Genomic DNA, 25788 nt, shown 5'->3' with positions numbered 1-25788 from the left:
AGCGTCCCACCCCGACCTGCAGCCAAGGGAGTCAGCGTCCCATGCCTCTCGTTTCGACCTCCTCGCTCATCGACGCCGCGCGGGTGAACGGCGTCGGCGCCGCGGCCTTCAACGTCATCCATCTGGAAACCGCCGAGGCGCTGGTCACCGCCGCCGAGCGGGCCGAGGCGCCACTCATCCTGCAGATCAGCGAGAACTGCATCCGCTATCACGGCAGTCTGCGCCCGATCACTCTGGCCACCCTCGCGCTCGCGGAGGATTCGTCCGTCGCCATCGCCGTGCATCTGGATCACCTCACCGACCCGGAGCTGGTCCACGAGGGCGCGGCGGCCGGTGTGCGGTCCTTCATGGTGGATGCCTCGGCACTCCCCTACGACCAGAACGTCGCCACCACCGCCGCGCTCACCGCCTGGTGCCATGAGCGTGGCGCCTTCGTCGAGGCGGAACTCGGTGAGGTCGGCGGGAAGGACGGCGTGCACGCGCCCGGTGCGCGGACCGATCCGGACGAGGCGCTGGCGTTCGTCGATGCGACGGGCGTCGATGCGCTGGCGGTCGCCGTCGGCTCCTCGCATGCGATGCGGGAGCGGACCACGGTGCTGGACAAGGAGTTGATCTCCCGCTTGCGGGAGACGCTCCCGGTGCCGTTGGTGCTGCACGGGTCGTCCGGCGTGCCGGACGACGAGCTGCAGCGCGCCATCGCGGCCGGAATGACGAAGATCAACATCTCCACGCACCTGGTGTCGGTGTTCACCCGCTCCATACGGGAGACGTTGGGAGCCGATCCCCGGCTCATCGACTCGCGTAAGTACCTCAAGCCGGCCAGGGAGGAGGTGGCCAGGGAAGCCGCCAGGTTGCTGGGGGTGGTGAACACGGCGCCCGACCTGCCCGAGCAGTACACCGCGCAGGCGCCGGCGGCGCGGGGGTGAGCGGCGGGAACGCCACCGCAGCGCGGCTAGGCTCGCCGCATGAAGCGCCATGAACGGATGAACGCACTGCTTGAGCTGCTCGGCGAACGGGGCCGGGTGGACGTCGAGGAGGCGGCGACCGCACTGGAGGTCTCCGCCGCCACGATGCGGCGCGACATGGACGCACTCGCCGAGCAGCAGTTGCTGACCCGGACCCGGGGCGGGGCGGTGCTCAGCTCGGTGGCGTACGACCTGCCGATTCGCTACAAGCACGCACACCGGTCCGAGGAGAAGGAGGCAGTGGCGCAGGCGGCGGCGCGGATGGTCGAGCGTGGCGATGTGGTCGGTCTGAGCGGAGGCACCACCACCACCGCGATCGCCCGAGCACTGGCCATCCGTCCGGACTTCGCCGAAGCCGGACCGCAACCCCATCTGACGATCGTCACCAACTCCCTCAACATCGCCAACGAGCTGGCGGTACGCCCTCAGATCAAGATCGTGCTGACCGGTGGCGTGGCACACTCCCGCTCCTTCGAGCTGGTGGGCCCGTTCAGCGAGTTGGTGCTCCAGCAGATCTCGGTGGACATCGCGTTCATCGGCGCCAACGGGATGGACCCGGTGATGGGGGCGACGGTTCACGACGAGGCGGAGGCCCGGATCAACCATCTGATGGCTGAGCGGGCGCGACGAGCGGTCGTCGTCGCCGACTCGTCGAAGATCGGCGAGCGCTGCTTCGCCCGGATCGGCGGGGCGGACGTGTTCGACACCTTCATCACGGATGGCGGCGCGCCCGAACAGGCGCTGAGGGAGTTCGCCGACCGCGGCCTGAAGGTGGTGACGGCGGGGGCTGTGGAGGCCGGGTGAGCTGAGGGCCGGCCCCGGTCCGGTGGTGTGGGGTGGCTGGGTCGGGGAGCGGGGCGGGGCGGGGCGAGCCAGGTTCGTTCAGGACCGGGTTGGCCCAGCGGGAGGGGAGGGGCGGGGCGGGGGGGGAGGGGCCCCGCCCCCAGTGCCACGCAGGGCGCCTCACCTCGCCGCCTCACCGCCTCACTTCCCTCCCCTTCTCCCGCCTCCGCCTCCGCACCCGCCTCCGCCTCCGCCTCCGCACCCGCACCCGCACCCGCACCCGCACCCGCACCCGCACCAAGTCGACGCGGTTACGTCATGGCCGGAAAAGGGGCGTCGGGTGGCTGGGGCTGAGAGCTGTCGTCGTGTATGGAGAATGGAGAATGAGTGGACGAAGCCAGCTGAGCCCCGTTGGCGGAGAAGTATCGGGGGCCTGATCCGGGGGAGAGTGTAGTGATGCGGAAGTTGCTGGTCACAGCGTTGGCCGCAGTGCTGTGCGGGGGGACGTTGAGCCTGACGACGGCGTCCGAGGCGGCCGCTGCCGGGCCGCCCGTGCAGTGTGTGAAGGTGCGGAAGTTCTACACGAAGGGCCATCAGCGTTACGTACGGCTGACGAATCTGTGCAGTCGGCGTCCGGCGTGTTACGTCATCGTGGTCCCGCACCATGCCGATCCTCGGGGGCGGCTCTCCAAAGGCGCTACGAAGAATGTGCGCTATGCCAAGAGCAGTTCGGCGCGTGCGCTGTATGTGAAGAACGTGCGCTGTTGATCCGAGGGATGGGGGCCTGCTGCGGGCTGGGTGGATAGCCCTGCGCAGTTCGTCTGACCGGCACGGCGCCTCAGGTCGTCTGATCAGGTAGGCAGGCGGAGTGGCGACTGCGGGGCGGCGGCAAGGGGCGTCGGTTGGGCGGCGTCGGCAAGCCAGGCACCGCTTCCGCCGCCCCGGGCCTCGATCGCCCCTCGCGGCATGGGAACGCGCCCGGTTCGGCGGCACGGAGCCGGACACCCCCGCAGCTTCGGGTCCACCCGACGGTCGCCGTGCTGCGCCGCCGCGAGCAGGCAGCACCCTTCCCACTCCGAGGCGCCGAACACCCGTCCCCATACAGACGGACACCACCCCACAGCCACGCCACCTCGCGCCGATCGCCGGACGCCGCCCTCCCACCCGCCGCTTCAGCCCTCTCACCAATCCGCGCCCTGCCGATGGCCCGCGCGCCACCCCTGGCAGCCCCCGTACCTCCCGCAAGCACCTCACCCAATCCCCCACCGCCCCTTCGTGACCCGGGGCACATCTTTTACGAGTAAAACACCTGTTAATCTTCTCGCATGGGTAAGCACGTCAAGGCGGGTGGGAAGCGTGGGGGCGGGGCTCTGTTGAGTGGGGTGCGGCCGCTGCCGGTGCGGAGTTCCGTGCGGTTGCGGCGGCCGGTGGACATCTGGCACAAGCCGGCGTTGAGCGCGGTGGTGGCGCTGGCCGTCCCGGATTTCACGCTCTTCGCGCTGGGCCGTATGGACCTGGTGCTGTACACCTCGGCCGGGGCGATGTGTGCGCTCTACGGGCACGGTCTGCCGTACGCGGCGCGGGCCAAGGCGTTGCCGTGGGTCGTGCTCGGCATGGTGGCGAGCCTGGGGGTGGCGCTGACGGCGGCGTCGTTGGTCTCGTCCGCCGTGGTGCTGGTGGCGTTGGCCTCGGTGCTTGCCGCGGTGCACAAGGTGGTCTGTGATGCGACGCGGATCGGGCCGCCGGGAAATTTGATCTTCACGTTCATCGCGGCGTCGGCGTTCTTCGTGCCACAGCGGATCTCCGAGGTCCCGCTGCATCTGGTGCTGGCGCTGGCGGCCGGGGCCGTGGCGTGGCTCGTCGGGATGGCGCCCGCCCTGGTAAGGCCGCGGGGGCCGGAGCGGATCGCCACCGCTCGGGCGTTGGAGGCCGCGGCGGCGCAGTTGCGTGCCGAGGCCGCGGCCCGCGCCGAAGCGCCGGGGTCGGCCGGAGGCGCGGTGGCGCGGGCCCGGCAGGCGACGGCGACCGCGGTGAATGCCGCGTGGCACACGGTTTTCCTGGTTCCCGCGCGGACGCCCGCGAAGGCCGAGGCGCGGGCCGGGCTGGAGCGGCTGCTGATCCGGGCCGAGGCCGTGCTGAGCGGGGCTGCGGACGGGGAGGCCGACTCCGGCGCGCTCGCCGGGGCGGACCTGTTCGGGCGGTGGGCGCAGGAGGTCCGGGGTGGCGGGCCGCTTCCCGTGGTGGCGCTCACGCCGTCACAGCAGGCGGAGCTGGTCGGCGTCGAGTTGGACCATCAGCAGGCGGAACAGCAGGTCGCACACCGCAACGCCCGGCCCGGCGCCCCCCTCGTCGATCAGCACGTGGACGTCGCCCTGCCTCAGGAGGGCGAGGCCGGGACGGTCCGGCTCGCCGAGGTCCCGCACCAGGCCGGGGAGGCTGGCGCAGACGGCGTCGACGGTGGAGGTGCCGGCCCGCGAACCGCCGTGACCTGCGATTCCCCCGGCTTCAGCCCGCGTTGCCCGGCGCCCGGGCGGGTGCGGGGCTGGCGGGCCGTGGGCGCCGCGTTCCGGAGCGGCTCGCCGTTGCTGCCGGTGGGTGTCCGGACCGCCGTGGGGTGTGCGCTGGCCGGGTGGGTGTCGATGGTGCTCGGGGTCGGGCATCCGTACTGGGCCGTCGTCACGGCGGCGTCGGTGTTCCAGGCGAACACGACGCTGTCCTGGCAGCGGGCGTTTCAGCGGTCGGTGGGGAATCTGCTGGGGCTGGTGGTGTTCACGCTTCTGCTGCCGGTGATCCACACCGGTCACCTGGCGATGATCGCGCTGGCGCTGGTCTTCCAGTTCGGGGCGGAGGCGTGGATCACCCGGAACTACTGGCTGGGGTCGGTGTGTGTCACGCCCATGGCGTTGCTGCTGACGGAGTTCGGCAACCCCTTGCCGGCCCGGGTGCTCGTCGCCGACCGGTGGATCGACACGCTGGTGGGGGCCGCGCTGGGGCTGGTTTGCTGTGTGCTGGTCACCAATCGGCGGGCCGGTGACCGTATCGGCGCGGCGTTGGAGCGGACCGCTGCGGCGCAGGCCGCGGCCGGGCAGCTGCTCGCGGCGGACGCGGTCCCCGGCGCGGCGCACGCGCGGGAGACCGGCTGGGCGCGGGACCGGCTGGCGGGGGCGCTGGCCGAGCTGCGGGAGGCCGTCGAGGTGGCGTCGGGCGAGTGGTGGCAGCGGGCGTTGCCGGAGGAGCGGGTGGCCCGGGCCGAACAGCACGGTCACCGCACCCTCGCGCTGCTCGCGCGGCGTCTGGCCGAGGCTGCGCCGTCCGTCCGCCCCGTGCCGGAACCGGTGGCCGCGGCAGGCACAATTGACGGCGTACGACGGTGATACGACGGTGAGCTGAGCCGGTCCGGCGCCGTACGAGGGCGAGAGGAGAGCCGGGTGGCCGAGGACATCGTCGCGGGGGTGCTGCGCCAGTGGCAGCAGGTGCACCCGGGGCTCGACACCGGTCCGATGGCGTTGATCGGGCGGCTCAACCGCTGTTCGGCGCTGTTGCAGCAGGCCGCCGACGCGCCGCTGCGGCGGGCCGGGCTGTCCCGCCCGGAGTTCGACATCCTGGGGACGCTGCGCCGGATGGACCGGGAGCTGACGCCGGGCCGGGTGGCGCGGGAGACGTTCGCGTCGGGCGCCGCGGTCACCAAGCGGCTGCGGCAGCTGGAGGCGGGCGGGCTGATCAGCCGCCGCGTGGACGACCGTGACCGCCGGGTCGCCCATCTCTCCCTCACCGACGAGGGCCGCGATCTGATCGACCGGATCCTGCCGGAACAGCTGGCGTACGAGGCGACGTTGCTCGGCGGTGTCGGCGAGCGCCGCCGCGATGAACTCTCCGAGGGGCTGGGCGAACTCCTCGTCGTCCTGGAAGGCCGCCTGGGCAGCCTGATGGATTGAGAGCGTGACGGGTTGAGGGCGAGGGCCCGGAGGGGGCGCGGCAGACACGTCAAGCCGATGGCTGGACATGCGACCGTCGTACCGTCCATCGCCCCACCGCGGCCACCGCCCGCACGGTGGCCGACCGACCTCGCCCCGTCCTGCCGCTACCACCGCCACCGCGTGATCGTCCCCCGCCCGGCGCGGCGCCTCGGGCCGCTATCACCCCGAGCAGTTCCACACCCACTTCGAGCCCATCCAGTGCCAGCCGCAGCGGGGCGGCGTCGTCGGGCTGGGCGAGGCCGTGGGCTGGGTGAACGTGGGTGACGGCGTCGGTGTGGGCGTCGGCGTGGGGGTCAGGGTCGGCGTCGGCGCTTCCGTCGGAGTCGGGGTCGGGGTCGGCGTAGGCGTCGGGCTGGGGGTCGGCGTAGGTGTAGGCGTCGGGGTCGGTGAGGCCGTGGGTGTGGGCGTCGGGCCCGGTGTCGTGGGGGTGGTGGACGGATCCGTGGGCCCGGGTGTGGGCGGTGCGGTGGTGGGCGACGCGGATGGGGACGGGGATTCCGAGGGTGCGGCCGGGGTGCCCGGGGCGGGTGGTACCGCGGGCGGCCCCGGGGGCGGGGCCTGCGGGCTGTGCGGCGGGGCGTCGGAGGGGGCCGGGGCGGCGGGCGTCCGCGGTGCGGCGGCTGCGGCCTGCGGTCGGGGCTTCGGGGTGGGGGTGTCGTCGGTGAGGACGTATCCGGCGGCCATCGCGGCGCCGGCGACGGCGACGACCGCGACGCCGCCGGCCGTTGCGGCGGCCGGGCCGGAGCGGATGCGCAGCAGTCGGCGCAGCGTACCGAGGACGCTGCCGGGGGCCGGGGTGGTGCCGGACGAGGCCGCGGCGGCCGTCCCCGCCCCGGCTCCGGCGCCGAGCAGCGGGAGCAGGAACTTCGCCGAGCCACCGGCCAGGAACACCAGCAGTGCGGGGCCGGTGAGCGCGGGAAGACGGTGGTTGGCGCGGGTGAGCAGGGCGAGGCGGTCGCGGCAGTCGGCGCAGTCCGGGAGGTGTTCGGCGATGCCGTCGGCCTGCCGGGCGGTGGCCTCGCCGCGCAGATAGGCGGGCATCCGTTCCCAGTGGGTGCCGCAGGCGGCCGCCTCGGGGCTGCCGGGCAGTCCGCGCAGGAACGCCTGGCGCATACCCTCCCGGGCGCGGTGGAGGAGGACGGCGGTGGCGCCCTTGCCCGCGCCGATGGCCTTGCCGACGGCTTCCAGCGGCTGGCCTTCGGCCTCGGCGAGCCAGAGGGCCTTCACCCAGCGGTGCGGGAGTTGGTCGAGGACGCGGGCGAGCTGGTCGACGTAGGCGACGCGTTGTGCCGGGTCCTCCGGCGGGGTGGCGCCGCCGACGGTGACGGTCTCGGGCCAGGTCTGTCCGTCCTCGGGGTCGCGGGGGACCTCACGGGCGGCGTCCGATCCGGCGCTGGAGGCGAGGTGGCGGATGGTGGTCCGCAGATAGGCCGGGACGTTGTCGATGTGGTGGCCGCCGTGGATGCGGCGCCAGACGCGGAAGTGCGCCTCGGCGACGACGTCCTCGGCGAGCCAGGCGTTGGCGATCAGCGAGCGGGCGTAGCCGACCAGGCGCGGATGCTCCTGGGCGTACAGCTCGGTGTAGACGTCGACGGCGGAGGCGCCGGATTCCTCGGGGGCGCCGGCCTGTGCGGGGACCGACACCGTGGGGGTGAGCCGGTCCGCGGGCCACGCGGAGTCCGCGGGGGCTTCAGACATGGGGGGCAACCTTCGGATTTCGCCCCGGGACGTGCGGCGGTGGCCGTGCGTTCCGGGGAGGGTCGGTCCGGGAGCTGGCCCGGAGGAGTTCGTCCACCTAGGGGCCTTGATTCTCCCATCTGTCGGGCCATGACCGGCACGTGGCATTGGTGAAAGGCGTCACGGCGCGCTCCCGTACGCCCCGTGTGAGGCGCGGGCGCCCCTCCCGAAAGCGACAACTGAGGGCAAGCCCTGGTGAACAAGGGCAGTTAGGGGCGATCATCTTGAAATGCCTTCAGTGCAGGCAGGGGAGCGTCACCCCGGAAGCTATATACCGACTTGACGCCTCATCAGAGATGCGCGACGGAACACCCCGGCCCGTCCGTCACTTCTCCGCCCTCCCCCCGAAGAGTTGCTCCAGGTGGAGATCGAGCAGGCGCAGCGCCTCCTCCTGGGTGTGGACCTCCAGGAGGAGGTAGGTGGAGAGGCCGTCGGCGAGGGTGACAAGGAGCATCGCCTCGTCGTCCGTGGCGCGGGCGGGCGGGAGTTCGCCGCGGTCGGCGGCGCGGCGGAGCTCCCCGGTGAAGAAGTCGCGGAGGCGGGGGATGCCGTTCCTGGCCTCGGCGCGCAGGTCGGCGTCGTGGACGGCGCGGACGAAGTAGGCGGCGCCGACGAGGGCGCCGGTGCGGCTGCGGTCGTCCAGCGGCAACATGCCGGTCAGGCAGGCCCGGAGGACGTCGCGCGGGGCCGGCTCCCCGTCCATGGCCTCGATGCGGTCGCGGATGCGGCGGTCGGCGAGGGCGTTGATGTGGCGGAGGGCGAAGACGAGCATGTCGCCCTTGGTGCGGAAGTAGTGCTGCAGTTGCCCGAGGGAGATGCCGGCTTCGGCGGCGATGTCGCGCAGTCCGGCGCCGTCCAGGCCGCGGGTGCTCGCCACCCGCCAGAGCGCCTCCGCGATCTCCCGCCGCCTGGCCTCGTGATCGACCTTCTTGGGCACGCCCGGCCTCCCGTCGTCGGGCCGGTTCCGTCCGGCCCGCTTTTGCAAGTCACTCGTACGGTATAACGTACCCACGTCCAATACAGTTGACTTGCCAACGGGGGATCGCCATGCCCGGAACCGGAACCGCACCACCCGCACTACGGCCGCCACACCACCGCGTCGATCCGCGGGCGCGCCGCTGGTGGGCGGTGCGGGCGCTGCTGACGGTGAGCGGCCCGGTGCTGCTGACCGCGGTGGCGCTCGCGGTCTGCGCCCTGCTCTTCTTCCCGGGGGCGCTGCCGTGGCTGGGCCCGCTGCTGGCGGCACCCGTCGTCGCGGCGCTCGTCCACCTCGTGCTGATGCCGCGGGTGCGGTACGCGGTGCACGCCTGGGAGTTGGGTGAGCGGGCGGTGTACGCGTCCGACGGCTGGTACCGGCAGCGGCGGCGGATCGCTCCGCTGTCGCGGGTGCAGACGGTCGACACCGCCCAAGGCCCGCTGGAGCGCCGGTTCGGGCTGGCGACGGTCACCGTGACCACCGCCTCGACCGCGGGCGACATCAGGATCCGCGGGCTGTCCGAGGCGGGGGCGGACGAGCTGTCCCGGCGGATCGGCGCGGCGGCGCAGCTGGTTCCGGGGGATGCGGCATGACGGAATCGACGTATCTCGCCCCGGGCGGCGGGTGGCGCCGGACCCATCCGCGCACCCTCCTGGTGCACGCCGCCTGGCCGCTGCCGCCGCTGACCTCCCTCGCGGCGGCGGCCGTGGTCACCGGTGGGCGGATCCCGCCCGGCACCTGGATCGCGCTGGCCGCGCTCACCGTGTCGTTCGCCGTGGTCACCGCGGTGGGCGCGGTGCGGTGGGCGCGTACGGAGTTCCGGGTCACCGCAGCCGCGCTGGAGGTGCGGACGGGGGTGTTCACCCGGCGGCTGCGCACCGTGCCGCTGGACCGGATCCGTACCGTCGATCTCACCGCGACGCCGCTCCACCGGGTGCTGCGGCTCGCGGCGTTGCGGGCCGGGACCGCGGGCGACGGGAGCGGTGTGCTGACGCTGGACGCGCTGCCGGCCACCGAGGCCCGGCGGGTGCAGGGCGCGCTGCTGGCCCGGGCCTCGTCCGGTGCGGTGGCGGACGATCCGGTGCTGGCGCATTTCTCCCCGCGCTGGCTGCGGTATGCGCCGCTGACCTTCTGGGTGGTCGGCGGGGTGCTGATCGCGGCCGGTACGGTCCACCGCGTGCTGCACGGCATGGGCGTCGACTTCTGGGAACTGGGCTTCGTCCGGCGGGCGTTCGCGGCGTTCGGCACGGTGTCGCCGTGGCTGACGGTTCCCGCGGCGCTGCTGGTGCTGCTGGTCGCCGGGGCGGTCGGCGCGGTGGCGCTGTACGCGGAGAACTGGTGGGGCCACCGTCTGGAGTGGGTCGACGGCGCGACGCTGCGGGTGCGGCGCGGCCTGTTCACCACGCGGACGGTCACGATCGACCGGGCCCGGCTGCGCGGGGTGCTGCTCCGGGAGCCGCTGCTGCTGCGCGCGGGCGGCGGGGCGTCGGTGCGGGCGGTGGCCGGTGGGCTCGGTGACCGCGACGAGAACCGTGCGCGCAGCGGGCTGCTGCCACCGGCGCCGCGGACGTTGGCGGTGCGGGTGGCCGGCGGGGTGCTGGGCGCGCCGTTCCCCGATCCGCCGCTGCCGGGGCGGGGCGCCTCGACCACACTGGCGCGCCATCCCCGGGCGGCGCTGCGCAGGCGGCGGTTGCGGGGGCTGTGCTGGGTGACGCTGCCGGGGACGGCGGTCCTGGCCGGTGGCGGGGTGGCCTTCGCGCCGGCGCTGTTCGCAGGGGCGGGGGCGTACGCGGCGGTGTCGGCGGCGGTGGTGTGGTGGGCGGCGCGGGAGGCGTACCGGGCGCTCGGGCACGGGCTGCACGGTGGCCATCTCGTGGTGCGGTCGGGGGTGTTCGGCCGGGACACACTGGCGTTGGAGCGGTCGGCGGTCGCGGCGTGGACGTTCTCCAGCACCCCGTTCGGCCGCCGGGCCGGGCTGGTGACGCTGACCGCCGCGTTCGCCGCGGGCGAGGGGCGGCACCGGATCCCGGATCTGGCGGCGTCGCGGGCACCGGGTCTCGCCGCGGCCGCCGCGCCGGGCATCGTCGAGGAGTTCCTGGTGGGGACGGCGGAGGGCGGGTGCCACCGAGCGGACGCGGCGGCCGACCCCGGCGGCTACCCGCTTCTCCCCCGCCGATGCGCACCATGACACAGATCACACCCCTTGTGCGTGCACGACCGGGGCCCGTCGTTCGTCCTAGGGGGTGAGTGATGCCGTGAAACGACAGCTGTGAGGAGCCGCCGCGATGCCCGCCACCATCGACCACGCCGTCCAGGTCCGCCTCCTCGCAACGACCCCCGGGCCGCACACGGTCCCCGCCGTGCTGCGGTACCACCCCCGCGATCCGCTGGCGGTGCGGATGTCGTTCCCGCCGGAGATCTCCCTCGACGGGGCCGCGGTGGACTGGGCGTTCGCGCGCGAGCTGCTGGCCGAGGGCGTGCACTCCCCCGTCGGCCACGGCGATGTGCGGGTGCGGCCGGCGGGTCCGGAGCGCACGGTCATGGAGTTCCACGCCGACGAGGGCGTGGCGATGGTGCAGCTGCGCACGGCGGATGTACGGCGCTTCCTGGCCCGCTCGTACGAGGCGGTCCCGGCCGGTCAGGAGCCGACCCACCTCGATGTCGACCGTGGTCTCGCCGCCCTCTTCGGCGCCGCCTGAGCGCCCGGCATCCGCTCCCCCGCGCGTCCCCGGCGGGCACCGTTCCGTGCCCGCCGGGGACGCGGTGTCACTGCTGCGGGAAGCCGAAGCCGTAGCTCTGCTGCCGCAGCCACGGCAGCAGGTCGTCCAGCGCCTCGACGGTGCGGGAGCGATCGCCGCCGCCGTCGTGGAAGAGGACGGTCGGGCCGTTCGTCAGCTCGCCGCGGACGGTCGCCTCGATGGTGGCGACGGAGCCGCCCTCGAAGTCCTTGCTGTCGATGTTCCAGCCCAGCGGCCGCATCCCGTGCTTGGCCGCGAGGGTGCGGCTGTAGGGCGTGAACGCGCCGCCGGGCGCCCGGTAGTAGCGCACCGGCGCGCCCCCGGCCTTCTCGATCATCTTCTGGGCCGGGAGGATCTGGTCCGACTGGTAGCGCTCCGGCCGGTGGTCCATGCCGGTGTCGTGGCTGATGGTGTGGTCGCAGAGCCGGTGACCGGCGGCGACGACCCGGCGGACGAGGTCGGGGTGGGCCGCGGCCTGCGGCCCGATCATGCAGAACACCGCCTTGACGTGGTGGCGTTCGAGTACGTCGAGGACCTTCGGGGTCCACACCGGGTCCGGGCCGTCGTCGATGGTGATGTTGAGGCTGCGGCCGGGGCGGTCCGAGGCGTGCACGATCGACGGGTCCACGGGGCGGGCCGTCGGGCGGTGGGAGGCCGACTGCGTCGCCTCGGGGGTGTCCGCCTCCGCGCTGGCCGGGCCGCCGGGCCAGGTCAGGGCGAGCGCCCCGGCGGCGCCGAGCGCCACCGCCGTCGCGGTGACCGTCTTGAGAATGCCGCGCCCGCTCCCGAAGCGCCCCGCCCTGTTCATGCCGTCCCTCGCACCGTCTTGTGGGTCTGTCCGTGGTCTCGTACGGTCCGGGCGTTTTCCGCCCTCCGGCCGCACCCCCACAGATGCGCAGGAAACCGATCAGGATGCCTCTGTTACCGATCCATCATGAAAGTTCTTGATACTGAACCCATGCCACGTGTACTTCTGATCGAGGACGACGCCGCCGTACGGGACGGGGTGTCCCTCGCCCTGCGGCGGCGCGGCCACGAGGTCGCGGCGGCCGGCAGCGGTGAGGAGGGGCTCGATCTGCTGCCCGGCTTCCGGCCGGACATCGTGCTGCTCGACCTCATGCTGCCGGGCAAGGACGGCTTCGAGGTCTGCCGCCTGATCCGCACCGAGCGGCAGCTGCCGATCATCATGCTCACCGCACGCGGCGACGACCTCGACGTGGTCCTCGGCCTGGAGGCGGGCGCCGACGACTACATCGTCAAACCGGCCCGCGGCGAGGTCCTGGAGGCCCGGATACGGGCGGTGCTGCGCCGCACCGCGCCGCCCGCCGACGGCGCGGCCGCCACCGAACCCGGCCCCGCGCCCGTCGAGTCGTACGGCGCGCTCGCCATCGACCGCGCCGGGCTCGTCGTCGCCAAGGACGGCCGGGACCTCGCGCTCGCGCCCTCCGAGATGAAGCTGCTGCTCTTCCTGTCGGCCACCCCCGGACAGGTCTTCAGCCGCCAGCAACTGCTGGAACACGTCTGGGAGCACAGCTACCACGGTGACGCCCGGCTGGTGGACGCCTGTGTGATGCGGCTGCGGACGAAGATAGAGGACACCCCGCGCAGCCCCCGCTTCGTCCAGACGGTGCGCGGCTTCGGCTACCGCTTCGGCCCCCTGTGAGGTGCCGCCGGCTGCTGCCCCCGGGGCGGCTGCGCGGGCTGCGGGTCCGGCTGGTCGTGGCGTTCCTGCTGGTCGCCGCGGTCAGCGCGCTGACCACCGCCGGGCTGACGTACCGCGAGGCGCGCAACGCCATCCTGCAGCGCTCCCAGGACATGGCCGTCAACGATCTGCGCACCCAGATCAATTCGCTCGCCCCGGAACTGGCCGTACCGCCCACCCGCACCGATCTGGAGGCCCTCCGCCTCCAGCTGGAGCGCTCCGGCACCTCCCGCGACTGGGACGTCCGGGTCCGCTACCGCGGCGTCCCCGGCGGCGACGACGCCCCGGCCACCGGCCCGGTCCGCCTCCCCGCCGAACTGAAGAAATCCGTCGAGCGGCGCCATGTCCCGGCGTTCCAGCGGGTGGTGCGCGACGGTGACCCCTGGCTGCTGATCGGGATGCCGGTGCGCCAGCCCGACGGCGCGCCGTCCGCGCTGTCGGTCTACGCCCAACTCCCGCTGAACGCCGAGGAGGCCAACGTCGAGGCGCTGGTCAGCGCGGCGCAGCGGGGTGCGCTGCCGGTGCTGGCGCTGTCGGTGCTGCCCGCGCTGCTCGCCGCCCGGGGCGTGCTGCGGCCGGTGCGGCGGCTGCGGCAGGCGGCCGGGCGGATCGCCGAGGGGAAGCTCGACACCCGTCTTGAGGTCAAGGGCACCGACGAACTCGCCGGTCTCTCCCGGTCGTTCAACGACATGGCGGAGGAGCTGGAGGCGAGCGTGGCGGAGCTGCGGCGGCTGGAGGCCAACGCCCGCCGGTTCGCCGCGGACGTCTCGCACGAGCTGCGCACCCCGCTCGCCGCGATGACCGCGGTCACCGACGTGCTGGACGAGGACGCCGCGGCGCTGGACCCGGACACCGCGTCCGCGGTCCGGCTGATCAGTCAGGAGACCGGAAAGCTGACGCGCATGGTGGAGGACCTGATGGAGGTCTCGCGGTTCGACGCGGGCGCCGCAGCCCTCCACCTCGACGAGGTGGACGTCGCCGAGACCGTCCGCAAGACGCTTCAGGCCCGCGCCTGGCAGGACGAGGTCGGCGCGGAGCTGCCCGACGGCGTCCGCGCCCGCGTCGACCCGCGGCGGCTGGACGTCGTCGTCGCCAACCTCGTCGGCAACGCCCTGCACCACGGCGGCAGCCCCGTCCACGTCCGGCTGCAGGCCCCCGGGCCCGGCGCGGACCGGCTGCTGCTGGAGGTCCGCGACAGCGGCCCCGGCATCGACCCGCAGGTCCTGCCGCACGTCTTCGACCGCTTCTACAAGGCGGACTCGGCCCGCGCCCGCTCCGAGGGCAGCGGTCTCGGCCTGGCCATCGCCCAGGAGAACGTCCGGCTGCACGGCGGCACCGTCCGCGCCGCCAACGCGCCCGGCGGCGGCGCGGTCTTCACCGTGGAGCTGCCGGTACGGCCGCCCGACGGGACCGGCGCCCCGGCGGCGGACGGCCCCGCCCCGGACGGCCCCGCCCCGGACGGACCCGCCTCGGACACGGACGCCTCCGCCGACCCGGCGCCGGACCGTCCCGCCGCCCCGGACACCCCCGGCAAGGAGGCCGCCGCATGAGCGCGCCCCGCCCCCGTACCGCCCGGATCCTGACCACGACCGCGCTGGCCTGCGTCGCCGTGGCCGTGCCGGCCGGCTGCGGTATCGAGCCCAGCGACGTGATCGACGCGGGCGCCCCGGCCTCCGGGGTGCAGGCCCCGGGACGCCCGGAGACCGGCGTCCAGCTGTTCTTCTACGGACCGGCCGGACTGCGCTCCGCGACCCGCCCGGCCAAGGCACCGGCCGACCCGCAGGCCGCCCTCGACCTGCTGCTCGACGGCCCCGACCACGCCGAACGCCGGCGCGGCCTCTCCAGCGCACTGCCCGAGTTGTCCGGACGGCTGCAGGTGCGCGCGGGCCAGGGCCGGGTCGACATCGGGCTGCCCGTCCCGCCGCGGAAGCTGGACACCGCCGCCCTGAGCCAGCTGGTCTGCACGGCGGCCAACGCCGCCGTCCCCGGCGGCCACCCGCCGTCCTCGGTACGGGTCACGCTGACCGGCTCCGGCTCCCGCATCGGCCCGATGCTGTGCGGCGGCGACACCGCGCTGCCGGTGGTCCAGCCGTCGGCGGTGCCGCCGTCCTGAGTCCGCCGCCGCCCGCGCCGGGCGGGCTACCGTGGAGAGGCGCCCCGCACACGGCAGCGCGGCGCGGCCCGGAACTCCCGCGAGAGGCATCCGATGACCGAGCGCAAACCCCCCGGCGTCGACTTCGAGTCCTGGATCGACAAGCAGATCCGCGAGGCACAGGAGCGGGGTGACTTCGCCGGGCTGCCCGGCGTCGGCAAACCGCTGCCCGGGCTGGACAAGCCGTACGACGAACTGTGGTGGGTCAAGGAGAAGATGACCCGCGAGGATCTCTCCTACCTGCCGCCCTCGCTCGCCCTGCGCAAGGAGGCCGAGGAAGCCGCACAGGCCGCGGCCGACGCGCCGAGCGAGGCGGCGCTGCGCCGCATCCTGACCGCCGTCAACGAGAAGATCCGCGCGGCCCTGCGCGCCCCGCTCGAAGGACCACCGCTCGGCATCACCCCGTTCGACGTCGAGGAACGGGCCCGGGAATGGCGCCGGGAGCACGCCCGCTGAGGCGCGGCGGCAGGCGGCCGGGCGCGCCCCGACGTGCTCCGGCCGCCTGCCGACACGCCCTTAAGGGCTGTCCCGTAATCCCTGGCGGGCGCACGACGCCAGAGATCACGGGACAGCCCTTTGCACCCGCACGGATCAACGAGTTCAAGGTCACAGCGAGAGCCCCTGCTCCAGCTAACGCTCGTTCGCCTAGCCTGCTGCCATGACCGCCGAGTCCCCCGAACTCCCCCTGGCCGCCGCGTTCCCGGACGCCGATCGCGCGCAGTGGCAGCACCTCGTCGCGGGGGTGCTGCGCAAGTCGGGCGCCACCCCGGCGGCGGACGCCCCCGAGGACGCGCTCGCCACCGATCTGCCCGACGGCATCCGCGTCCGCCCCCTCTACACCGCCGACGACGGACACCCCGATGCGGGGCTCCCCGGCTTCCCGCCGTTCGTGCGGGGCGGCCGCCCCGAGGGCGCGACCGTCGCCGGATGGGACGTACGCCAGCGCCAGGCCCACACCGATCCGGGCGTCGTCAACGAGGCGGCCCTCACCGACCTGGAGAACGGTGTCACCTCGCTGTGGCTGCGCGTCGGCGAGGGCGGGGTGCCCGTCGGCGCACTGCCGCGGGCCCTGGTCGGCGTCCATCTGGACCTCGCCGCCGTCGCGCTCGACGCGGGCGCGGAGTTCGCCGAGGCCGCCGAGGCACTGTTCGCGCTGGCCGCCGACGGCGGCGTGGCCCCGGCCGCCCTCACCGGCACGCTCGGCGCCGACCCGCTGGCACTCGTCGCCCGCAGCGGTGACGCCACCGCACTCGACGACCGGCTGGCGGCCGCCGCCTCGCTGGCCGCACGGTGCGCCGCCGAGGCGCCCGGGCTGCGGGCACTGACCGTCGACGCGCTGCCGTACCACGAGGCGGGCGGTTCGGCCGCCGAGGAGCTGGGGTGCTCCCTGGCCACCGGCGTCGGCTATCTGCGGGCGCTGACCGCCGCGGGCCTGGACATCGACGCCGCCTGCGGCCAGCTGGAGTTCCGCTACGCCGCCTCCGCCGACCAGTTCCTGACCATCGCCACGCTGCGCGCCGCGCGCCGCCTGTGGGCGCGCGTCACCGAGGTCTGCGGCGCCTCGCCCGGGGCGCGGGCGCAGCGCCAGCACGCGGTGACGTCGCCGGTGATGATGACCCGCCGCGACCCGTGGGTGAACATGCTGCGCACCACCGTCGCCGGGCTGTCGGCCGGGGTCGGCGGCGCGGACGCGGTGACGGTGCTGCCGTTCGACGCGTCGCTCGGCCTGCCGGACGCGTTCGCCCGCCGGATCGCCCGCAACACCCAGGCGGTGCTGCTGGAGGAGTCGCATCTGTCGAAGGTGATCGACCCGGCCGGCGGCTCCTGGTACGTCGAGCAGCTGACGGACGAGCTGGCGCGCGCCGCCTGGGCGTGGTTCCAGGAGATCGAGGGCGCGGGCGGTCAGGCCGCGGCGCTCGGCTCCGGGCTGATCGCCGACCGGCTCGCGGCGACCTGGGAGCGCCGCTCCCATGAGCTGGCGACCCGCCGCGAACCGATCACCGGCGTCAGCGAGTTCCCCCATCTGGCGGAGGCCCCGGTGCACCGGGAGGCCGCGCCGGTGCCGGCCGGGGGCGGGCTGCCGCGGGTGCGGCGGGACGATGCGTACGAGGCGCTGCGGGCCAGGTCGGACGCGCATCTGGCGGCCACCGGCGAGCGTCCGAAGGTGTTCCTGGCGGCGCTCGGTCCGGCCGCCGCGCACACCGCGCGGGTGGCGTTCGCCGCCAATCTCTTCCAGGCGGGCGGGGTGGAGACGGTGCACGAGCCCGCGTCGGTGGACGCCGGGACGGTGGCCGCGGCGTTCGCGGCGAGCGGTGCGCGGATCGCCTGCCTGTGCGGCAGCGACGCGCTCTACGCGGAGCAGGCGGCCGAGGTCGCGGCGGCGCTGAAGGCGGCCGGTGCGGTGCGGGTGTATCTGGCGGGTGCGCCCGGTGAGCGGCGCGCGGAGTTCGGGCAGGCGGGGGTGGACGCGTACGTCTTCACCGGCTGCGATGCGGCCGGGGTGCTCGCCTCGGCCCTGGATGTCATGGAGGTGGCGTGATGGCCGGGACACGGCGGACGGACGGCCCGGGCACCATCCCGGATTTCCGCGGGGTGCCGCTGGACGGCGCGGCGGACGGCGCGGACCCGAAGCGGTGGGCCGAGGCCGTCGAGCAGGCCACCGGCGCGAGCGTCGCGGACCTGACGTGGGAGACGCCCGAGGGCATCGGCGTGAAGCCGCTCTACACCGAGGCCGACCTCGACGGTGTGGACTTCCTGCGGACGTACCCGGGCATCACGCCGTATCTGCGCGGCCCGTACCCGACGATGTACGTCAACCAGCCGTGGACCATCCGGCAGTACGCCGGGTTTTCCACCGCGGAGGAGTCCAACGCCTTCTACCGGCGCAACCTCGCGGCCGGTCAGAAGGGCCTGTCGGTCGCCTTCGACCTGCCCACCCACCGCGGCTACGACAGCGATCACCCGCGGGTGACGGGTGACGTCGGTATGGCGGGCGTGGCGATCGACTCGATCTACGACATGCGCCAGCTCTTCGAGGGCATCCCGCTGGATCGGATGACGGTGTCGATGACGATGAACGGTGCGGTGCTGCCCGTTCTCGCGCTCTACATCGTGGCCGCCGAGGAGCAGGGCGTACCGCCCGAGAAGCTGGCCGGGACCATTCAGAACGACATCCTCAAGGAGTTCATGGTCCGCAACACCTACATCTATCCGCCGCAGCCGTCGATGCGGATCATCTCCGACATCTTCGCGTACACCTCGCAGAAGATGCCGCGGTACAACTCCATCTCGATCTCCGGGTACCACATCCAGGAGGCGGGGGCGACGGCCGATCTGGAGCTGGCGTACACGCTCGCCGACGGGGTGGAGTACCTGCGCGCGGGGATGGCGGCGGGGATGGACGTGGACGCGTTCGCGCCGCGGCTCTCCTTCTTCTGGGCGATCGGCATGAACTTCTTCATGGAGATCGCCAAGCTGCGGGCGGCGCGGCTGCTCTGGGCCAAGCTGGTCCAGCAGTTCGATCCGGAGAACCCCAAGTCGCTGTCGCTGCGTACCCATTCGCAGACGTCGGGCTGGTCGCTGACGGCGCAGGACGTCTTCAACAACGTGACGCGGACGTGTGTGGAGGCGATGGCGGCGACGCAGGGCCACACCCAGTCGCTGCACACCAACGCGCTGGACGAGGCGCTGGCGCTGCCCACCGACTTCTCCGCGCGGATCGCCCGCAACACCCAGCTCTTCCTCCAGCAGGAGTCGGGGACCTGCCGGGTCATCGACCCGTGGGGCGGCAGTGCGTACGTCGAGAAGCTGACGCAGGATCTGGCGCGGCGGGCGTGGCAGCACATCGAGGAGGTGGAGGCGGCCGGCGGGATGGCGAAGGCGATCGACGCGGGCATCCCCAAGCTCCGGGTGGAGGAGGCCGCGGCCCGTACCCAGGCGCGGATCGACTCCGGGCGGCAGGCGCTGATCGGGGTGAACAAGTACCGGGTGGAGACCGACGAGGAGATCGAGGTCCTCAAGGTCGACAACTCCGCGGTGCGGGCACAGCAGATCGAGAAGCTGAAGCGGCTGCGGGCCGAGCGGGACGAGGACGCCTGCCGGGCGGCGCTGCGGGCGCTGACCGACGCGGCGCGGTCGGGTCCCGGCGAGGGTCTGGAGGGCAATCTCCTGGCGCTGGCGGTGGACGCGGCGCGGGCGATGGCGACGGTCGGGGAGATCTCCGACGCCCTGGAGGAGGTCTACGGCCGGCACTCCGGTCAGATCCGTACGATCTCCGGTGTGTACCGAGACGAAGCGGGCCCCTCCTCCGGTGTCGGCCGCACCCGGGATCTGGTGGCCGAGTTCGAGCGCGCCGAGGGGCGCCGGCCGCGCATCCTGGTGGCCAAGATGGGCCAGGACGGCCATGACCGCGGCCAGAAGGTGATCGCCACGGCCTTCGCCGACCTGGGTTTCGACGTCGATGTCGGCCCGCTGTTCCAGACCCCGGCCGAGGTGGCGCGGCAGGCGGTGGAGGCCGATGTGCACATCGTCGGCGTGTCGTCGCTGGCGGCCGGTCATCTGACGCTGGTGCCCGCGCTGCGCGAGGCGCTGGCTGCGGAGGGCCGGGAGGACATCACGGTCGTGGTGGGCGGGGTGATCCCCCCGCAGGATGTGCAGACGCTGCGGGACATGGGCGCGGCGGCGGTCTTCCCGCCCGGCACGGTCATCCCGGACGCCGCGTACGACCTGGTCCGGGACCTCGCCCGCGCCCTCGGCCACGAGCTGTGAGGCGCTGATGCCCGCGAGGATCGATGTCGAGCGGTACGCGGAGGGGGTCCGGGCGGGTTCGCGGGCCTGGATCGCGCGGGCCGTGACGCTGGTGGAGTCCAGCCGCGCCGATCACCGCGCGGCGGCCCAGCGGCTGCTCGTCGCACTGCTGCCGTACGCGGGGGCGGCGCGGCGGGTGGGGATCAGCGGGGTGCCCGGGGTCGGCAAGTCGACGTTCATCGATGCGCTCGGCTCGCAGCTGACGGGTGCCGGGCACCGGGTGGCGGTGCTCGCCGTGGACCCGTCGTCGTCGCGTACCGGCGGTTCCATCCTGGGTGACAAGACCCGGATGGCGCGGCTGGCGACCGATCCGGCGGCGTTCGTCCGGCCCTCCCCCACGTCCGGGACGCTGGGCGGGGTGGCGCGGGCGACCCGGGAGTCGATCATCGTGATGGAGGCGGCAGGCTACGACGTCGTCCTCGTGGAGACGGTGGGCGTCGGGCAGTCCGAGACGACCGTCGCCGACATGGTCGACACCTTCGTGCTGCTGACGCTGGCGCGGACCGGTGATCAGCTCCAGGGCATCAAGAAGGGCGTCCTGGAGCTGGCGGATCTGGTCTCCGTCAACAAGGCCGACGGTCCGCACGAGCGGGACGCCCGCGCGGCGGCCCGGGAACTGTCCGGCGCGCTGCGGCTGTTGCAGCCACCGGATGCCGCGTGGACGCCGCCGGTGCTCACCTGCAGCGCCCAGGAGGGGACGGGCCTTGCGGAGCTGTGGGAGCGCGTGGAGCAGCACCGTGCGCTGCTGGAGTCGACGGGTGCGCTCGCCGAGCGGCGCCGGGAGCAGCAGGTGGAGTGGGTGTGGACGATGGTCCGCGACCAGCTCGTGGACCGGCTGCGCCACGATCCGGAGGTGCGGCGGATCGCCCCGGACGTCGAGCGGGAGGTCCGTTCGGGCACACTCACCGCGACGCTGGCCGCCGAACGCCTCCTGACGGCCTTCGGGCTGCCTCCCGAGGAGCACTGAGGGGTACTGCGCAACGATGCCCGGGCGGCCGGTGACCGGCCCGCCCGGGCATCGCCGTGTCCGGGCGCCGTGCGGGAGTTGACGGCGTGCCCCGGGTCAGGGGCGGGGCGAGAGGGTGGCCCAGACGGTTTTGCCGGAGCTGTCCGGCAGTGTCCAGCCCCAGGCGTCACTGAGCTGTTCGACGATGCTCAGACCGCGGCCGGACTCGGCGAGCGGGTCGGGCGTGCCGATCACCGGGGCGCCCTCGCCGCCGTCGGAGACCGCGCACATGACGCCGTCGTCGCGGCGGGTCAGGGCGAGCCAGGCGGGGGTGACGACGGGGCCCGCCACGCGGCCGTCGCCGGCCTCGCCCACGGCGTTGCGGACGCCGTAGCGCAGGGCGTTGCTGACGAGTTCGGAGACGATCAGGGCGGCGTCGTCGGTGAGGGCCGCGCATATCTGCCAGCCGCGGAGGGTGGCGAGGGTGAAGCGCCGGGCGTCGGCGACGGTGCGGGCGGAGGCGCTGAGCGCGCAGGCGGCGAAGGAGTCGGGTCCGGGCACCCACCAGCCGTCGTCGCGCGCTCCCTTGCGCGGTGTTGCATACACGGGCACTGCCGGATGTGTCGTCATCACGTCTCCGCGAAGGGGCGCTGCTGGTCTGGGCTGCACTGCTCGGGACAGCTAATATCCTCGTCAGCCGCCCCCCGCTGCAAGTGCATCTGCAATTACATCGGTAAGGACGGTCGCACAGGGGCTTGTTCACGCCATCGTGGACGACGGCCCGGGAACGGTAGGAGGCCGCGCCTCCAGCAAGGGAGCGACAGTGATGGAGACGGTGCCCAACGGCATTCAGTCGACCCGTATCGAGCAGGCCCAGTGGCGCAAGAGCCGACGCAGCAACCCCAGCGGCAACTGCGTTGAGCTGGCGGTTCTTTCGGACGGCGGAGTAGCGGTGCGCAACTCCCGGCACGTCGGCGGACCGGCCCTGGTCTACACCCGCGACGAGATCGCGGCGTTCGTCCAGGGCGCCAAGGACGGCGACTTCGACGATCTGATCGGCCGTGACTGACGCATATGTCGTCCGGATAATCGGTCCGCTGTACGTATCCTTTTCGCAGTGGGACACTTGGCGCTCGCCCAACCACCCAGGGGAGTCAGCATGACCGCCGCGCAGCCGAGCCGCGAACCCTCACTGCGCCATTATCTCGACAACCCGCGCGGCGGTCCGACGGTGCTGCGCATCGTCCTCGGCACCCAGCTGCGCCGGCTGCGGGAGGCCGCCGGAGTCTCCCGCGAAGCGGCCGGTGACGCGATCCGCGGCTCCCACGCCAAGATCAGCCGCCTGGAGCTGGGCCGGGTGAGCTGCAAGGAACGCGACATCTCCGATCTGCTGACGCTCTACGGCGTCACCGCCGAATCGGAGCGCGCCGACTTCCTCGCACTCGCCCGCCGCACCAGCACCCCTGGCTGGTGGCACCAGTACAGCGACGTCCTGCCCAGCTGGTTCGAGACACACATCGGTCTCGAAGAGGCGGCGTCGGTGATCCGGACGTACGAGGTGCAGTTCGTCCCGGGCCTGCTGCAGACCCCGGACTACGCCCGCTCGGTGGCCCGGCTCGGTCATCCGCGGGCGTCGGAGGAGGACATCGACCGGCGGGTGGCGCTGCGCGTGGAGCGCCAGAAGCTGCTGACGGCGCCGCATGCGCCCCGGTTGTGGGCGGTGATAGACGAGGCGTCGCTGCGGCGTCCGCTGGGCAGCCCGCAGGTCATGGCCGACCAGCTGCGTCATCTGCTGGAGATGGCGAAGCTGCCGAACGTCACACTGCAGATCGCGCCGTTCAGCCTCGGCGGGCTCGCGGCGGCCGGTGGGCCGATCACGATCCTGCGGTTCCTGGAGCCGGACCTGCCGGACATCGTCTATCTGGAGCAGCTGACCAGCGCGCTCTACCTGGACAAGCGCGACGACGTGGACCACTACCTCGCCGTCATGGACCGGCTGAGCGCCCAGGCCGAATCGCCGCGCGGTTCGCTGACGATCCTGGAAAAGCTGCTGCACGAGCTGAGTTGAGCCGCCCGACGGCATCACATATGAGGGAGGCGGGGCCCGGCAGCCCCGCCTCCCTCATGTCTTCCGGGCGGATCAGTTCTTGCGCGCCACGCCGCCGTACTCGATCCACTCCAGCGTCGTCTGCTTCGGCCCCATGCTGCCGTCCGGCTTCCAGGTGGAGACCTCGACGAGCCCCGGCTCCAGGATCTCCAGCCCCTCCAGGTACGCCTCCAGCTCGCTCGCCCGCCGCACCCGGCCCCACTGCCCCTGGGTGGAGACCCGCATGAACTCCGTGACGAAGTCCCGGGTGGCCTTGTCCTCGCTGACCAGGTGACAGACCACCAGGAAGCTGCCGGGGCAGAGCTTCTCGGCGACGCGGGTTATGAGCGCCTTGGGATCGTCCTCGTCCTTGATGCAGTGGAGTACGGAGACGAAGAGCGCGGCGACCGGCTGGTCGAAGTCGATGAGCCGCTCGACCTCGGGCCGGGAGAAGATGCCGTCGGTGTCGCGCATGTCCGCCTGGATCACGGCGGTGCGGTGGTCCTCCTCCAGCAGCGCCCGGCCGTGCGCGAGGACGATCGGGTCGTTGTCGACGTAGACGACCCGGGACTCGGGGTCGACCGCCTGGGCGACCTGGTGGACGTTGTCCTGCGTCGGCAGACCTGAACCGTGGTCGATGAACTGGCGGATGCCCTGCTCCTGCGCGAGCCAGCGCACCGCCCGCTGCAGAAAGCGGCGGTTGTTGATGGCCAGCGCCTTGGTGCTGGGCGCGACCTTGTCCAACTCGTCGCATGCCTCGCGGTCGACGGAGTAGTTGTCCTTGCCGCCGAGGTAGTGGTCGTACATCCGGGCCACGCTCGGGATGCTGACATCGACGACAGTGGACAGCGGCTGGGGCTCTTGGCTCATGACTAACGTTCCCGTCGTTCGGCGCCACCGGCATGGTTCTGCGGCCGCCGTACGAACGGACGGCCGGGCCGGGCTCCTCCCCAACATACCTACGGATGTGCGGTTGTTGCAGTTGGGACCGGGGATCGATCTCCCAGCGCCCCTGTGTGGGAGGGCAGTTGACGGGGACGTCGGGCACGGGCTGGGCAACCGGGCGGAAGGACGGCGCCACGGGGGACGGACCGCCGCCCGGTGTGGCCGGGAACGGTCCCCCCGTTCGGGGGCGGGCCGCCGCCACGCCACTCAGGGCGGCGGCCCCTTCCCTGTCCCGGCGTCACCCGTGCCGGGTGCGCCCACGCGGTACGGACCGGCCCCGCGCGGGGGCAACACCTGATCCGTACCGGCTCCCGGCGCCGCCCGGTCACCCGAAGACCGGCCGCCGCACGAGGGAGCGCACCGGGCGCCTACCACTCCCGGCACGTCCTACACCTGCCGTCTTCGAGCGAACGGTGCGCGGCCGCTGCGGCGGGTCAGGCCGCGGGGATGTCGAAGTAGCGGTGGAGCCCGGCGGCGAGAGTCAGATCGCCGCCGGCCACGATCTTGCGGGTGAGGAACATCGTCACCGGATTGCCGTTGCCGGAGACCAGCTTGAGGAAGGCGGCGTCCCCCATCACCAGGGTCAGCCGGGCGTCGGCGGCCGACCGGCCCTCGGTGACCGTGCAGCGTCCGTCGGCGATGAGGGTCTCGTACACCACCTCGGACTCCCCGGTGATCCGCCACCGGATCAGCGCCCGCAGCTCCCCGGCGGCCTCCGGACGGAACTGCTCACCCATCCGCCCGAAGATCTCCCCCAGCACCCGCGTGCGCAGCTCCCCGGTGGCGATCTCGGTGATCTGACGGGTGCTGAGCCCCTTGACGATCCCGGCGAACTCCTCGGGGGTGACCCCCGCGAAGTCCAGCCCCGCCAGTCGGTCCCGGACGTCGTCGACCACGGAAAACTCCCTACCAATCGGTAAAATCCACTGATAAGCGAGGTTACGGGGCGGGGAGCGCGGCAGGCAACAACACCCCTGGTCACAGCGGGTGGCGCGGCCGGCGGCCCGGGAACCGGCCGCCACCCCGGCGGCCGCTGTCATCCCACCCGCCACAACCGGGTAGGCAGTCCCCCATGACCACACAGATGCGCGAGCCGGAGCAGAGCGGAACACCGTCGCAGCAGGGACCGACCGTGGCGGACATGGTGAAGGCCAACGAGGCCAACTGGGACGCCCGCACCCCCGTCCACGTCGCCAGCGAGTTCTACGGACTGGACGGCTCCCGCACCGCCGAGGACTGGTTCGCCCCCTTCGAATGGCAGGACCTGGGCGATCTGCGGGGCCGCGACCTCCTCCACCTCCAGTGCCACCTCGGCACCGAGACCGCCGCCTTCGCCGACCGCGGCGCCCGCGCCACCGGCCTCGACTTCTCCGCCGCCGCCCTGACCGAGGCCCGGCGGCTCGCCGCCGAGGGCGGCCGGGACCTCACCTTCGTCCACTCCGACGTGCACCGCGCGCCCGAGGCCCTCGGCGACCGCCGCTTCGACGTGATCTACACCGGCAAGGGCGCCCTGTGCTACCTCCCCGACCTCACCGCCTGGGCCCAGGTCATCGCCTCGCTGCTGCGCCCGGGCGGCATGCTCTACCTCGTCGAATTCCACCCGCTGCTCGACGCGCTCGGCCCCACCCCGACCCCCGACAACCAGGAGCTGCTGCTGCGCCACGACTACCTCGCCGGGCGCGGCCCGCTGCGGAGCGACAGCCCGCACACGTACACCGATGGGCCGGAGCTCGCGGACGCGAGGACCAGCTACGAATGGCGGCACGGGATCGGCGAGGTCGTCACGGCGGTGTCCGGCGCCGGGCTCCGCGTCGATGTGCTGCGGGAGACGGAACAGGCCCCGTGGAAGCGGTTCGACACGATGGTCCCCGGCGACAACGGCTGGTGGCGGCTGCCGCCCGACGAGCCGATCTTCCCGCTGCTCTACGCCCTGCGCGCCACGAAGGGCTGACGCCGTGCCGGGTCCGCGCGGGTG

The 25788-nt window shown here is 73.4% G+C and carries 24 protein-coding genes; 18 read left to right on the top strand and 6 right to left on the bottom strand.

Annotated elements, in window-relative coordinates; all coding sequences use genetic code 11:
- The first annotated feature begins 41 nt into the window (after positions 1-41).
- The 5 genes from ACZ4U4_RS28785 (at position 42) to ACZ4U4_RS28765 (ending at position 5683) form a co-directional block, all read left to right on the top strand.
- Positions 42-926, top strand: coding sequence for a class II fructose-bisphosphate aldolase (locus ACZ4U4_RS28785; RefSeq protein ID WP_467880200.1), 885 nt, complete (start codon positions 42-44; stop codon positions 924-926).
- 39 nt (positions 927-965) lie between these two features.
- Positions 966-1769, top strand: a complete 804-nt coding sequence (locus tag ACZ4U4_RS28780) for a DeoR/GlpR family DNA-binding transcription regulator (protein WP_467880197.1) — start codon at positions 966-968, stop codon at positions 1767-1769.
- A gap of 435 nt (positions 1770-2204) precedes the next feature.
- Positions 2205-2516, top strand: coding sequence for a hypothetical protein (locus ACZ4U4_RS28775; RefSeq protein WP_467880194.1), 312 nt, complete (start codon positions 2205-2207; stop codon positions 2514-2516).
- Positions 2517-3073: 557 nt separating this feature from the next.
- Complete coding sequence (locus ACZ4U4_RS28770) at positions 3074-5122, top strand: FUSC family protein (RefSeq protein ID WP_467880191.1); 2049 nt, start codon at positions 3074-3076, stop codon at positions 5120-5122.
- Positions 5123-5176: 54 nt separating this feature from the next.
- Positions 5177-5683 (top strand): MarR family winged helix-turn-helix transcriptional regulator, encoded by a 507-nt coding sequence (locus ACZ4U4_RS28765; RefSeq protein ID WP_467880189.1) that lies wholly within the window; start codon positions 5177-5179, stop codon positions 5681-5683.
- Positions 5684-5884: 201 nt separating this feature from the next.
- Here ACZ4U4_RS28765 and ACZ4U4_RS28760 read toward each other — a convergent pair whose 3' ends face one another.
- Both ACZ4U4_RS28760 and ACZ4U4_RS28755 read right to left on the bottom strand, forming a co-directional pair.
- Positions 5885-7423, bottom strand: coding sequence for a sigma factor (locus ACZ4U4_RS28760; protein ID WP_467880186.1), 1539 nt, complete (start codon positions 7421-7423; stop codon positions 5885-5887).
- A 364-nt stretch (positions 7424-7787) separates the two neighbouring features.
- The gene (locus ACZ4U4_RS28755; protein WP_467880182.1) at positions 7788-8399 is read right to left on the bottom strand and encodes a TetR/AcrR family transcriptional regulator; all 612 of its coding nucleotides are present in this window, start codon (positions 8397-8399) and stop codon (positions 7788-7790) included.
- A gap of 110 nt (positions 8400-8509) precedes the next feature.
- Between ACZ4U4_RS28755 and ACZ4U4_RS28750 the strand changes: the two genes are divergently transcribed.
- The 3 genes from ACZ4U4_RS28750 to ssgD all read left to right on the top strand — a co-directional run bounded on the left by ACZ4U4_RS28750 (position 8510) and on the right by ssgD (position 11137).
- Positions 8510-9031: a PH domain-containing protein gene (locus ACZ4U4_RS28750; protein WP_467880179.1), complete on the top strand. Its 522-nt coding sequence runs from the start codon at positions 8510-8512 to the stop codon at positions 9029-9031.
- A complete protein-coding gene (locus ACZ4U4_RS28745) occupies positions 9028-10626 on the top strand; it encodes a PH domain-containing protein (protein ID WP_467880176.1) in 1599 nt (532 codons plus the stop codon). The genes ACZ4U4_RS28750 and ACZ4U4_RS28745 overlap by 4 nt, the downstream gene beginning before the upstream one ends.
- Positions 10627-10723: 97 nt before the next feature.
- Positions 10724-11137 (top strand): spore wall synthesis regulator SsgD, encoded by a 414-nt coding sequence (gene ssgD, locus ACZ4U4_RS28740; RefSeq protein WP_467880173.1) that lies wholly within the window; start codon positions 10724-10726, stop codon positions 11135-11137.
- 67 nt (positions 11138-11204) lie between these two features.
- Here ssgD and ACZ4U4_RS28735 read toward each other — a convergent pair whose 3' ends face one another.
- On the bottom strand, positions 11205-11984 hold the full coding sequence (locus tag ACZ4U4_RS28735) for a polysaccharide deacetylase family protein (RefSeq protein WP_467880170.1): 780 nt from the start codon (positions 11982-11984) through the stop codon (positions 11205-11207).
- 150 nt (positions 11985-12134) lie between these two features.
- On the opposite strand from ACZ4U4_RS28735, the gene ACZ4U4_RS28730 reads away from it, so the two are divergent.
- The 7 genes from ACZ4U4_RS28730 to meaB all read left to right on the top strand — a co-directional run bounded on the left by ACZ4U4_RS28730 (position 12135) and on the right by meaB (position 20803).
- The gene (locus tag ACZ4U4_RS28730) at positions 12135-12839 is read left to right on the top strand and encodes a response regulator (protein WP_467880167.1); all 705 of its coding nucleotides are present in this window, start codon (positions 12135-12137) and stop codon (positions 12837-12839) included.
- Positions 12836-14428, top strand: a complete 1593-nt coding sequence (locus tag ACZ4U4_RS28725; RefSeq protein WP_467880164.1) for an ATP-binding protein — start codon at positions 12836-12838, stop codon at positions 14426-14428. Before ACZ4U4_RS28730 ends, ACZ4U4_RS28725 begins: the two co-directional genes overlap by 4 nt.
- Entirely contained in the window at positions 14425-14991 is a 567-nt protein-coding gene (locus tag ACZ4U4_RS28720) for a hypothetical protein (RefSeq protein ID WP_467880161.1), read from the top strand. The genes ACZ4U4_RS28725 and ACZ4U4_RS28720 overlap by 4 nt, the downstream gene beginning before the upstream one ends.
- 93 nt (positions 14992-15084) lie before the next feature.
- Positions 15085-15486: a DnaJ family domain-containing protein gene (locus tag ACZ4U4_RS28715; protein ID WP_467880158.1), complete on the top strand. Its 402-nt coding sequence runs from the start codon at positions 15085-15087 to the stop codon at positions 15484-15486.
- A 202-nt stretch (positions 15487-15688) separates the two neighbouring features.
- Entirely contained in the window at positions 15689-17569 is a 1881-nt protein-coding gene (locus ACZ4U4_RS28710; RefSeq protein ID WP_467880155.1) for a methylmalonyl-CoA mutase family protein, read from the top strand.
- Positions 17569-19797 carry a methylmalonyl-CoA mutase gene (scpA, locus tag ACZ4U4_RS28705; RefSeq protein WP_467880152.1) on the top strand — a complete coding sequence of 743 codons (2229 nt, stop codon included), beginning with the start codon at positions 17569-17571 and terminating at the stop codon, positions 19795-19797. Before ACZ4U4_RS28710 ends, scpA begins: the two co-directional genes overlap by 1 nt.
- Positions 19798-19804: 7 nt before the next feature.
- Positions 19805-20803 carry a methylmalonyl Co-A mutase-associated GTPase MeaB gene (gene meaB, locus ACZ4U4_RS28700; protein WP_467880149.1) on the top strand — a complete coding sequence of 333 codons (999 nt, stop codon included), beginning with the start codon at positions 19805-19807 and terminating at the stop codon, positions 20801-20803.
- A 96-nt stretch (positions 20804-20899) separates the two neighbouring features.
- Here the strand turns inward: meaB and ACZ4U4_RS28695 are convergent, their stop codons facing one another.
- Complete coding sequence (locus ACZ4U4_RS28695; RefSeq protein ID WP_467880147.1) at positions 20900-21394, bottom strand: ATP-binding protein; 495 nt, start codon at positions 21392-21394, stop codon at positions 20900-20902.
- A 214-nt stretch (positions 21395-21608) separates the two neighbouring features.
- Between ACZ4U4_RS28695 and ACZ4U4_RS28690 the strand changes: the two genes are divergently transcribed.
- Both ACZ4U4_RS28690 and ACZ4U4_RS28685 read left to right on the top strand, forming a co-directional pair.
- Positions 21609-21851 (top strand): DUF397 domain-containing protein, encoded by a 243-nt coding sequence (locus tag ACZ4U4_RS28690; RefSeq protein WP_467880144.1) that lies wholly within the window; start codon positions 21609-21611, stop codon positions 21849-21851.
- 90 nt (positions 21852-21941) lie between these two features.
- Positions 21942-22850, top strand: coding sequence for a helix-turn-helix domain-containing protein (locus tag ACZ4U4_RS28685; protein WP_467880141.1), 909 nt, complete (start codon positions 21942-21944; stop codon positions 22848-22850).
- Between the two features lie 72 nt (positions 22851-22922).
- On the opposite strand, the gene ACZ4U4_RS28680 is transcribed toward ACZ4U4_RS28685, so the two are convergent.
- Together ACZ4U4_RS28680 and ACZ4U4_RS28675 are read right to left on the bottom strand one after the other, a co-directional pair.
- Positions 22923-23738: an SAM-dependent methyltransferase gene (locus tag ACZ4U4_RS28680; RefSeq protein ID WP_467880138.1), complete on the bottom strand. Its 816-nt coding sequence runs from the start codon at positions 23736-23738 to the stop codon at positions 22923-22925.
- A gap of 509 nt (positions 23739-24247) precedes the next feature.
- Positions 24248-24709: an SCP2 sterol-binding domain-containing protein gene (locus tag ACZ4U4_RS28675; protein WP_467880136.1), complete on the bottom strand. Its 462-nt coding sequence runs from the start codon at positions 24707-24709 to the stop codon at positions 24248-24250.
- Between the two features lie 188 nt (positions 24710-24897).
- Between ACZ4U4_RS28675 and ACZ4U4_RS28670 the strand changes: the two genes are divergently transcribed.
- Complete coding sequence (locus ACZ4U4_RS28670; protein WP_467880327.1) at positions 24898-25764, top strand: class I SAM-dependent methyltransferase; 867 nt, start codon at positions 24898-24900, stop codon at positions 25762-25764.
- Positions 25765-25788: the final 24 nt, after the last annotated feature.

This window comes from Streptomyces sp. NPDC029159 (genome assembly GCF_055564055.1).
Note: the sequence above shows the minus strand (reverse complement) of the source record. Positions and strands in the feature narration are given on the sequence as shown.

Excerpts from the sequence above, each read along its gene's own strand:
- ACZ4U4_RS28785 (WP_467880200.1), top strand. The coding sequence starts at position 42 with ATGCCTCTCGTTTCGACCTCCTCGCTCATCGACGCCGCGCGGGTGAAC.
- ACZ4U4_RS28780 (WP_467880197.1), top strand. The coding sequence starts at position 966 with ATGAAGCGCCATGAACGGATGAACGCACTGCTTGAGCTGCTCGGCGAA.
- ACZ4U4_RS28775 (WP_467880194.1), top strand. The coding sequence starts at position 2,205 with ATGCGGAAGTTGCTGGTCACAGCGTTGGCCGCAGTGCTGTGCGGGGGG.
- ACZ4U4_RS28770 (WP_467880191.1), top strand. The coding sequence starts at position 3,074 with ATGGGTAAGCACGTCAAGGCGGGTGGGAAGCGTGGGGGCGGGGCTCTG.
- ACZ4U4_RS28760 (WP_467880186.1), bottom strand. The coding sequence starts at position 7,423 with ATGTCTGAAGCCCCCGCGGACTCCGCGTGGCCCGCGGACCGGCTCACC.
- ACZ4U4_RS28750 (WP_467880179.1), top strand. The coding sequence starts at position 8,510 with ATGCCCGGAACCGGAACCGCACCACCCGCACTACGGCCGCCACACCAC.
- ACZ4U4_RS28745 (WP_467880176.1), top strand. The coding sequence starts at position 9,028 with ATGACGGAATCGACGTATCTCGCCCCGGGCGGCGGGTGGCGCCGGACC.
- ssgD (WP_467880173.1), top strand. The coding sequence starts at position 10,724 with ATGCCCGCCACCATCGACCACGCCGTCCAGGTCCGCCTCCTCGCAACG.
- ACZ4U4_RS28735 (WP_467880170.1), bottom strand. The coding sequence starts at position 11,984 with ATGAACAGGGCGGGGCGCTTCGGGAGCGGGCGCGGCATTCTCAAGACG.
- ACZ4U4_RS28730 (WP_467880167.1), top strand. The coding sequence starts at position 12,135 with ATGCCACGTGTACTTCTGATCGAGGACGACGCCGCCGTACGGGACGGG.
- ACZ4U4_RS28720 (WP_467880161.1), top strand. The coding sequence starts at position 14,425 with ATGAGCGCGCCCCGCCCCCGTACCGCCCGGATCCTGACCACGACCGCG.
- ACZ4U4_RS28715 (WP_467880158.1), top strand. The coding sequence starts at position 15,085 with ATGACCGAGCGCAAACCCCCCGGCGTCGACTTCGAGTCCTGGATCGAC.
- ACZ4U4_RS28710 (WP_467880155.1), top strand. The coding sequence starts at position 15,689 with ATGACCGCCGAGTCCCCCGAACTCCCCCTGGCCGCCGCGTTCCCGGAC.
- scpA (WP_467880152.1), top strand. The coding sequence starts at position 17,569 with ATGGCCGGGACACGGCGGACGGACGGCCCGGGCACCATCCCGGATTTC.
- meaB (WP_467880149.1), top strand. The coding sequence starts at position 19,805 with ATGCCCGCGAGGATCGATGTCGAGCGGTACGCGGAGGGGGTCCGGGCG.
- ACZ4U4_RS28690 (WP_467880144.1), top strand. The coding sequence starts at position 21,609 with ATGGAGACGGTGCCCAACGGCATTCAGTCGACCCGTATCGAGCAGGCC.
- ACZ4U4_RS28685 (WP_467880141.1), top strand. The coding sequence starts at position 21,942 with ATGACCGCCGCGCAGCCGAGCCGCGAACCCTCACTGCGCCATTATCTC.
- ACZ4U4_RS28680 (WP_467880138.1), bottom strand. The coding sequence starts at position 23,738 with ATGAGCCAAGAGCCCCAGCCGCTGTCCACTGTCGTCGATGTCAGCATC.
- ACZ4U4_RS28670 (WP_467880327.1), top strand. The coding sequence starts at position 24,898 with ATGCGCGAGCCGGAGCAGAGCGGAACACCGTCGCAGCAGGGACCGACC.